We start from the raw sequence: 8681 nt of genomic DNA, 5'->3' as shown, positions 1-8681 counted from the left end.
GGGCAATTCGCTGCTCCAGGTCACGCAGCTGATCCTGGCGGCGGTCGGCATCGCGGCTGGCTTCGCGCCAGCGATTTTCGGCATCGCTCCACTGCTGCTCGGCGGCCTCCAGGGCGGGGCTGGCCGACGCCAGGGTCTCTTCCAGCTCCGCCAGCTGCTCTTCGAGGGCTTCGTATTCGGGCAGTACGTCTTCCAGGCGTTCGTCGATGGCGAACAGTCGCTCGCGGTCGCCTTCGCTGACCAGCCGCTGCTCATCCAGGTCGCGGCGGGCTGTGGCGATGTCGCTGGCCAGCTGCGCTTCACGGCTGCGACGGTGGGCCTGGTCCTGTTCCAGCCGGGCGATGCGGGTGGTGGTCTCGAAAAACTGCTGCTGGTGACGCTCCAGCACATCGGCCAGCTCGTCATGCTGTTCGCGGGCCTGCTCCAACCGAGTCTCGCACTGGCGCACGCCGAACACGTCTTTCTCGACGGCAATTTCCAGCTCACGCACCCGGCTTTCCTGGTGCGACTGTTCAGCACGCAGGGTACGCCCACGCAGCAGCGCCAGCTCACCTTTGAGGCGATACTCCTGCTGCTTGAGTTCCTGATAGCGTTTGGCGGCTTCGGCCTGGCGTTTGAGGCGCTCCAGCTGCTTGTCCAGCTCGTCGCGGATGTCGTCCAGTCGCTCCAGGTTCTCCTGGGTCCGGCGCATGCGGTTTTCGGTTTCCCGGCGACGCTCCTTGTACTTGGAGATACCGGCAGCCTCTTCGAGGGTGGCACGCAGGTCGTCGGGGCGCGCTTCGATGAGCCGCGAAATCATGCCCTGGCCGATGATGGCGTACGAACGCGGGCCGAGGCCGGTCCCCATGAACAGGTCGGCGATGTCCCGGCGGCGGCACTTCTGGCCGTTGAAGAAGTAGTTGGATTGCCCGTCTCGGGTGACCAGACGCTTGACGGCAATTTCAGCGTACTGGGCATAGACACCGCCCATGCCGCCGTCGCGGTTGTCGAACTTGAGTTCGATAGAGGCCTGCCCGACGGGCTTGCGCCCCGTCGAGCCGTTGAAGATGACGTCGGCCATGGATTCGCCGCGCAGGGTTTTGGCAGACGACTCGCCCATGACCCAGCGCACGGCGTCGATGATATTGGACTTGCCACAGCCGTTGGGCCCCACGATGGCGGTCATGTTGCCATCGAAGGGGACGGTGACCGGATCGACAAAGGACTTGAACCCGACAAGACGAATGGAGGTTAAGCGCATTGTGATCCTTTCCTGCAGCGAAAGTCGCGGAGGTTACTCAAAAACGCGGTTGATGACCACCTCGGCTGCTTCATCATCGCTGATCGGGCCCACGGTGACGCTCTCCAGGTCGCCGAACAGGTCCCCGGGTTGCGGTGTGGCCTGGCCCGAGGGCGACACGCGCACCATCAGGCGTGCTTCACGCACCTGGGAGATCTGGGCATCCGCCGACATGGCCGCCGTATCGTCCAGCACTACCGTCATCGGCAGCTCCGCGACCTGGGCACGAATCACCGCCAGCGGTGGTAGCTCGCCATCCATATCGCGAGCGGTAACGAACACCGTGGCGTCGTCGCTGACGCTGCCTTCCAGCTCGGCGTCCAGCGAAACATTCACCCGAATTCCCTGGCTTTGTGCGGCCGCAGCATCGGCATTTTCCGGCACGACACCCATCCGCTCCTGAGCTACACGGATACCGTCGCGCAGGGAGGCCGCCGTTTCCGGATTTTCGATGTTGGCCACGGCTCGGCGCCAGCGGTCGATGGCCGTTTCGTAATCACCACTATCGAAGGCGTGAATGCCCAGCAGGCCGAGCACCGTGGGCTGGCGTGGGTCGAGCGCCAGCGTTTCGTCTACCAGCGCCTGCACTTCCGGCGTCAACTGACGCTCTGCCAGAAAAAACTGGAGCTGAGCCATTTGTGCCAGCAGCGGCGGGATACGCCCATCGATATCCAGCAAACGTTCCAGCGCATCCACGGCCTTATCGGTCTGGCCGGTGTCGCGATAAATGGGAAACAGCGCGCTCCACACGTTGGGGTTGTTGGGCTGGCGCTCGGCTTCGGCTTCCATCCGCTCGGTGAACATGCTCAGCGAGCCTTCAGGGTGCTGACGCACTTCCTGCTGGATGGCGTACAGCGTCAGGTCGCCTTCGGCACCATACTGCTGGTACCAGAACGTGCTGGCACCGACCACGGCCACCATCACCAGCGGCACCATCAGGCGGCCAGCACTGGCTGATTTCAGCGGCCGACGGGTCTCGACGACGGTGTCTTCCAGTAGGCTACGCTCCAGCTCCAGGCGATCTTCCTGATAGCGCGCGTCGTCGATGTCTCCCCGATCACGGGCGACCTCCAGCGAGGCCAGACGGCGCTGAAAAATCGCCACGTTCTGCTCGGCCGTGGTGTCGTTGGCCTCGAAGGTTTCCAACTGGTCACGCAGCGTGCGAGCGCCGCGCATGGGTGCCACCAGCAGCCACAGCGCAGGTATCAGCAGTAAAGCAATCGCAATCCAGACCGGTGTCATGACGACCTCTCGCGGTTAATCAGGGCATTCAGGCGGGCGCGTTCTTCTGCGCTCAGGGCTTTGGCAGAGGCGTTGCGGCGGGCACGCACCACCATGATGACGACCACCAGGCCAATCACCACCAGAACGATGGGCAACCCCCACAGCAAATAGGTGCGGTTCTCCAGACGCGGGTTGTAGAGAATGTAATCGCCGAAACGCTGCACCATGTGGTTGATGATTTCGATATCGGCCTGGCCTTCGTTCAGCAGCACGTAGACGCGCTCGCGCATGTCCGCCGAAATGGGCGCATCGGAGTCGTCGATGGCCTGGTTTTCACACAGCGGGCAGCGCATGGAGGCGGTCAGGTCGCGGTAGCGCTTTTCCAGTACCGGATCATCGAACTCGCGCACTTCGATTCCGCCGGCCATGACGCTACCGGCGGTGGCCAGCAGCATGGCCGTCACTATCCAACGAATTATCGCCATTTTTCTACCTCCGGCAGGATACGGTCACGGACATCTTCCGGGGAGACATAGCCCTTGTGGTGATAGCGGATCACGCCCTCTGCATCCACCAGAAAGGTTTCCGGCGCGCCGTACACGCCCAGGTCGAAACCAAGGCTGCCATCCGGGTCAAAGATGTTGATCTCGAAGGGGTCGCCGAATTCGGTCAAAAACTCCAGGCCTTTCTCGCGGGTATCCCGATAGTTGATGCCCACCATGCGGATACCGTGATCCGCCAGTGACAGCAGCTGCGGCATCTCTTGCTTGCAGGCCGGACACCACTCGCCCCAGACGTTGACCAGCGTCACTTCGCCGATGAACAGCGACTGGTCGACCTGGCGTTCGGCGTCACGCAAGGTAGTGGCCTGAAACTCAGGAAACTCCCGCGCCATGAGGGCCGAATCCCGCTGGGAAGGGTCCTGCCCTAACCCTTGATAGAGAAACAGCGCAATGCCCAGAAAGCCGATGGGCAGCAGTAACAGCAGCAAACGTCGCGTCATACCGGCGCCTCCTGAGCGGGCTGGGCTCGGGCAGTCTCAGGTTGGCGTACGCTGACTCGGCGGTAGCGCTTGTCGATGACGGCCAGCAGGCCACCGAAGGCCATCAGCAGGCCACCCAGCCATAGCCAGCGCACGAAGGGCTTGTATTGCACGCGCATGGCGTAGCTGCCATCGCCCAAGTCTTCGCCCATGGCCACGTAGAGGTCACGGAAGAAACCGGGGCGCAGCGCTACCTGGGTCATGGGCATGCCGGTGGCCAGGTAGAGGCGTTTTTCCGGCCGCATGACGAAGCTGCGTCCTTCTTCACCGCGCTGAACCTGAATGATCGAGGTATCGGCCAGGAAGTTGGGGCCACGACGATTGGTCAGTTCGGTCATGGTGAACTGGTACCCGGCAACTTCCACCGTCGTCCCCGGCGACATGCGCACGTTACGCTCGATGTTGTAGTTCGACACCACGGCCACGCCCACGATGGTGACCGCCACGCCCAGGTGGCCCAGCACCATGCCCCAATAGGAGAGCGACAGCTTGCGCAGGCCCGCCACGAACGAACTGGCGTGGCGTGTCTTGTCGAACAGGTCGCGCACCATGGGCAGCACGATCCACAGCGCCGAAATGATGCCCAGCGCTACCCACAGGTTCCATTCACGGCCATACACCAGCGGCATGGCGATGCCCAGCGCCAGCGAAGCTGCGCCCGCCAGCCACAGTTTGCGCCACAGCTCCTTGCCGCTCATGCTCTTCCAGCGGGCCAGCGGGCCAAGGCCCATGAAGATACACATCACCACGGTCAGCGGAACGAACAGGGCATTGAAGTAGGGAGGCCCGACGCTGATCTTGCCCAGCCCCAGCGAATCCAGAATCAGCGGATACACGGTGCCCAGCAGTACCGTCACGGTCATGATGACCAGCAGGACATTGTTGATCAGCAGCAAGGAGTCCCGAGAGAGCCAGTTGAAGCCCACCTTGTGGCTGACCCGCGGAGCACGCAGGGCAAATACCAGCAGCGACAGGGTGACCGTGATGGCCAGCAACATCAGGATGAAGAAGCCACGGAACGGGTCGTTGGCAAATGCGTGGACCGAGGTGAGCACGCCCGAACGCACCAGGAACGTACCCAGCAAGGAGAGCGAGAAGGTCGAGATGGCCAGCAGTACGGTCCAGCTCTTGAACGAGCCGCGCTTCTCGGTCACCGCCAGCGAGTGTACCAGCGCCGTGCCCGTCAGCCAGGGCAGCAGCGAAGCGTTCTCCACCGGGTCCCAGAACCACCAGCCGCCCCAGCCAAGCTCGTAATAGGCCCACCAGCTACCCAGCGCGATGCCCACGGTCAAAAACGCCCAGGCAATGTTGGTCCAGGGGCGCGCCCAGCGGGTCCAGGCGGCATCCAGACGCCCCCCCAGCAGCGCCGCAATGGCAAACGCAAACACCACCGAAAAGCCCACGTAGCCCATGTAAAGCATCGGCGGGTGAACAATCAGGCCGAAGTCCTGCAGCAGCGGATTCAGGTCAGCGCCGTCGGCGGGCATGTTGGGCAGCAGCCGCTCGAAGGGGTTGGAGGTCATCAGGATGAACAACAGGAAGCCGACACACACCATGCCCATGACGCTCTGCACCCGAGCCACCATGTCCCGAGGCAACTCCTTGGAGAACACCGAAGCCGCATAGCCCCAGCCTGCCAGCATCAGGCTCCAGAGCAGGACCGAACCTTCATGGTTGCCCCAGACGGCGCTGAACTTGTAGTACCAAGGCAGCAGGGAGTTGGAGTTGTTGGCCACGTTGGCCACGCTGAAATCATCCAGCATGTAGCTGGTGGTCAAGCACAGGTAGGCAATGGCCACGAACAGGAACTGGCCGGTTGCCATGGGGTAACCATAGGCCATCCAGAGGGGGCGGCGGGTAGCGGCTCCCAGCAGCGGCATCACGGCCTGCACGATCGCCATCAATAGCGCGATAACCAGCGCAAAGTGGCCAATTTCAGGAATCATTTTAATCAGCATGAGCGCTCCGCATTGGCAGTAAGCATTACCGAATATTGCAGGGATAAGCCGTTAGTAATCGCTTGCTTGTGGAACGCCCTGCTGCTCCAGGCGCTTACCCACTTCGGCGGCCTTGGCCTGGAAATCAGCGGGCGAATAGCCCGCTTCTTTCAGTGCCTGGGCGACTTCCGGCGGCATGTAGTTTTCGTCGTGACGCGCCAGCACTTTATCGGCGTAGAGTCGGCCATCGGCCTGCAGCTGGCCCACCACCACCACGCCCTGCCCTTCACGGAACAGGTCGGGCAGGATGCCGCTGTAGTAGACCTCGACATCGTCCACGTAGTCGGTCACCGTGAACGCTACGTCGAGGCTGTCGGGGTCACGCAGTACCGAGCCCTCTCGGACCATGCCACCGGCACGAATCTGGCGGTCCAGAGGGGCATCCCCCTGGGCGATTTGTACCGGGCTGAAGAACAGGTTGATGTTGGCGCGCAGCGCATACAGCGTGAGCCCCACGGCGATGGCGGTCAGCGAGACCAGGCCCAGAAAGATAAACAGCTTTTGCTTGCGTTTAGGCGTCATTGCGAACATCCCCTTGAGCAGAGTTAACCGGGTTCTGCGCAGCCGTAGTACCGTAGGGGGAAGCCGTGCGCTGCGCTTTTTCACGACGCATGCGGCGTTTGACTCCCTTGATCAACTGGCGCCGCTCCAGGCGAGCATGCAGCAGGATCCCTAACATCAGAAGCGCAGTTACGCCCCAGGCGGCCCACACATAGAGACCGTGGCCGCCCATGGCAAAGAATTCGTTCAGCGAGGCAAAGGTCACTGGCTCACCTCCTCGGCGAGTTCACGCACCCAGCGCTTGTTGGCTTCCCTGCGCAGAATTTCACTGCGGGTACGCATCAAGGCAAGCGCGATAAAAAAGCTGTAGAAGCCCAGCACCATGATCAGCAGCGGTGCCCACATTTCCATGGGCATGGCCGCGCGCCCGGTGATGGTGAACGTAGCGGGCTGGTGCAGGGTGTACCACCAATCGACGGAGTATTTGATGATCGGAATATTGATCACACCCACCATGGCCAGCACGGAAGCTGCCCGCGACCCGCTGTCACGGCTGGTGAAGGCGCCACGCAGGGCGATGACCCCAAGATAGAGGAACAGCAGGATCAGCATCGAGGTGAGCCGAGCATCCCACATCCACCAGGTGCCCCAGGTGGGCACGCCCCAGACGGCGCCGGAAAACAGCGCGATGAAGGTCATGGCGGCACCCAGCGGCGCAATCACGGTGGCCAACATGTCGGCGACCTTGATTTTCCAGACCATAAACACCAGCCCGGAGATAGCCATGGAGACAAAGATGGACTGGGCCAGAAACGCAGCAGGCACATGCACATAGATGATGCGAAAACTGTTGCCCTGCTGGTAGTCGGCCGGGGCGAACACCAGTCCCCAAACGGTGCCCACGGCCAGCAACAGCGCGGCTGCCACCCAGAACCAGGGCTGTAGCTTGGCACTGATCGCATAAAACCACTTGGGAGATCGCAGTTTATTTATAAAGCCCCACATGGTCTTCCCATCCTTTAACCGTTAATACTGATGCGTAGCGACGCGGCAATCGCCCAGGGTGCCAGCATGAGCGACACCGCCAGCAGCGCCCCCAGTATGGCCAGGTGAGCGGCCATCCCATCACCCAGAATGGCGGCCTGCACCGCGCCCGCCCCAAAAAATCAGAACCGGGATATACAGCGGCAGTACCAGCAGGGACAGCAGTACCCCGCCCTTGGCCAGCCCCACGGTCAGCGCCGCGCCAATGGCCCCTATCAGGCTCAGGCTCGCGGTGCCCAGCGCCAACGACAGCGCCAGCACCCCGTAGCTGCCTGCTGGTAGCGACAGCATGATGCCCAACACCGGCGCCATCAGCGCTAGCGGCAGCCCGGTCAACAGCCAATGCACGGCCACCTTGGCAAGCCCCAGCGCCGCCAGCGGCTGAGGGGCCAACAGCAGCTGCTCCAGGCTGCCGTCTTCGTAATCGCTGCGAAACAGGCTATCCAGCGACAGCAGGGCCGCCAGCAACGCCGCTACCCACAGCAGTCCCGGCGCAATGCTGGCCAGCAAGACAGGGTCAGGCGAGATGCCAATGGGAAACAGCGTGATGACCAGTGCAAAGAACACCAGCGGGTTCAGCACCTCACCCTTGCGCCGCAACATCAGCGTCAGGTCGCGCTTGAGCGTGGCATGAATGGCCACTCCAAGCCCCCCCTGCGGGGTATGCAGGACCACCTCAGGGGCACTCGACAGGGCGTGTGAAGATAGAGCGTGTGAACGTTGCAACGCTGACTCCTTTTTACCCCAGCTGAATACGTCTCAGCACCGATGATTCGGTCAGTGCATGGTGGGTCGTCACCAGAACACAGCCGCCAGACTGAGCATGTGCGACCAGCTGCGCTTCCAACGCCATGACACCGTGGCGGTCAATCGCCGTGAAAGGCTCATCCAGGACCCATAGCGCGCGCGGGGTCAGCGTCAACCTTGCCAAGGCAATACGCCGCTGCTGACCAGCGGAAAGCTGTCCTGCCGGGACATCTTCAAAGCCCGCCAGACCAACCTCGAACAGCGCTTGCTCACGCTGTTGATCGCTGCCCTTTTCGCCATTGAGCGCTTGATACCACGCCAAATTTTCCAATGGCGTGAGGCCCGCTTTAACGCCGGGGGCGTGCCCTAGATAGAGTAGGTTTGCGAGAAAATGTTCACGGGTCTGGTGCATGGGGGCACCGTTCCAGAATAGCTCGCCACGGTAGTCGGTCAGTTGGCCGGAGAGGATCTTCAACAACGTGGTTTTACCACTGCCGTTGGGGCCTTCGATACGGACGATCTCGCCGCCCTTGATGTCGAGGTCAAGTCCTTCAAATAGCCAACGATCATCGCGTTCACAGGCCAGTTGTCGGGCTTGCAGGCACAGGCTCAAGAGACTCTCCAGACGCATTAATTTTGGGTCGAACTCTACACGGAAAGGCGCTTTCTCGCCAGTCACGCTCTGCGGCCTGGGGTCGCAGCATGACACAGCTCAAGCCCTCGCCACAAAACCCACGCTTCAAACAGTACTAGCACTGTATGCAAAAACAGGATTATACTGTAACCACTGTATGGATAGACACCTCTTCAGCCACGCCTATCCATTCGCTCACTCGACCGCCTTGGC

The 8681-nt window shown here is 61.9% G+C and carries 9 protein-coding genes and 1 pseudogene; all 10 read right to left on the bottom strand.

Annotation, left to right across the window (positions count from 1 at the left end):
- A partial coding sequence (locus B7L72_RS15410; protein WP_176212901.1) for a chromosome segregation SMC family protein occupies nt 1–1240 on the bottom strand: 1240 nt, incomplete at its 3' end.
- Between the two features lie 33 nt (nt 1241–1273).
- A complete protein-coding gene (ccmI, locus tag B7L72_RS15405; RefSeq protein WP_081195357.1) occupies nt 1274–2521 on the bottom strand; it encodes a c-type cytochrome biogenesis protein CcmI in 1248 nt (415 codons plus the stop codon).
- Nucleotides 2518–2988, bottom strand: coding sequence for a cytochrome c-type biogenesis protein (locus B7L72_RS15400; protein WP_026001813.1), 471 nt, complete (start codon nt 2986–2988; stop codon nt 2518–2520). The genes ccmI and B7L72_RS15400 overlap by 4 nt, the downstream gene beginning before the upstream one ends.
- The gene (locus tag B7L72_RS15395) at nt 2979–3506 is read right to left on the bottom strand and encodes a DsbE family thiol:disulfide interchange protein (RefSeq protein ID WP_016914824.1); all 528 of its coding nucleotides are present in this window, start codon (nt 3504–3506) and stop codon (nt 2979–2981) included. Before B7L72_RS15395 ends, B7L72_RS15400 begins: the two co-directional genes overlap by 10 nt.
- Nucleotides 3503–5503, bottom strand: coding sequence for a heme lyase CcmF/NrfE family subunit (locus B7L72_RS15390; protein ID WP_016914825.1), 2001 nt, complete (start codon nt 5501–5503; stop codon nt 3503–3505). Before B7L72_RS15390 ends, B7L72_RS15395 begins: the two co-directional genes overlap by 4 nt.
- Before the next feature lie 51 nt (nt 5504–5554).
- Nucleotides 5555–6064: a cytochrome c maturation protein CcmE gene (ccmE, locus tag B7L72_RS15385; RefSeq protein ID WP_016914826.1), complete on the bottom strand. Its 510-nt coding sequence runs from the start codon at nt 6062–6064 to the stop codon at nt 5555–5557.
- Nucleotides 6054–6308: a heme exporter protein CcmD gene (gene ccmD, locus B7L72_RS15380; RefSeq protein WP_016914827.1), complete on the bottom strand. Its 255-nt coding sequence runs from the start codon at nt 6306–6308 to the stop codon at nt 6054–6056. The genes ccmE and ccmD overlap by 11 nt, the downstream gene beginning before the upstream one ends.
- Nucleotides 6305–7048 (bottom strand): heme ABC transporter permease, encoded by a 744-nt coding sequence (locus B7L72_RS15375; protein WP_016914828.1) that lies wholly within the window; start codon nt 7046–7048, stop codon nt 6305–6307. Before B7L72_RS15375 ends, ccmD begins: the two co-directional genes overlap by 4 nt.
- Nucleotides 7049–7062: 14 nt before the next feature.
- Nucleotides 7063–7690, bottom strand: a pseudogene (ccmB, locus tag B7L72_RS15370) (heme exporter protein CcmB).
- A 136-nt stretch (nt 7691–7826) separates the two neighbouring features.
- Nucleotides 7827–8447 carry a cytochrome c biogenesis heme-transporting ATPase CcmA gene (gene ccmA / locus B7L72_RS15365; RefSeq protein ID WP_081137335.1) on the bottom strand — a complete coding sequence of 207 codons (621 nt, stop codon included), beginning with the start codon at nt 8445–8447 and terminating at the stop codon, nt 7827–7829.
- Nucleotides 8448–8681 lie beyond the last annotated feature (234 nt).

The sequence above is a fragment of the Halomonas sp. BC1 genome, assembly GCF_002078135.1.
GTDB classification, from domain to species: Bacteria; Pseudomonadota; Gammaproteobacteria; order Pseudomonadales; family Halomonadaceae; genus Vreelandella; species Vreelandella stevensii.
Note: the sequence above shows the minus strand (reverse complement) of the source record. Positions and strands in the feature narration are given on the sequence as shown.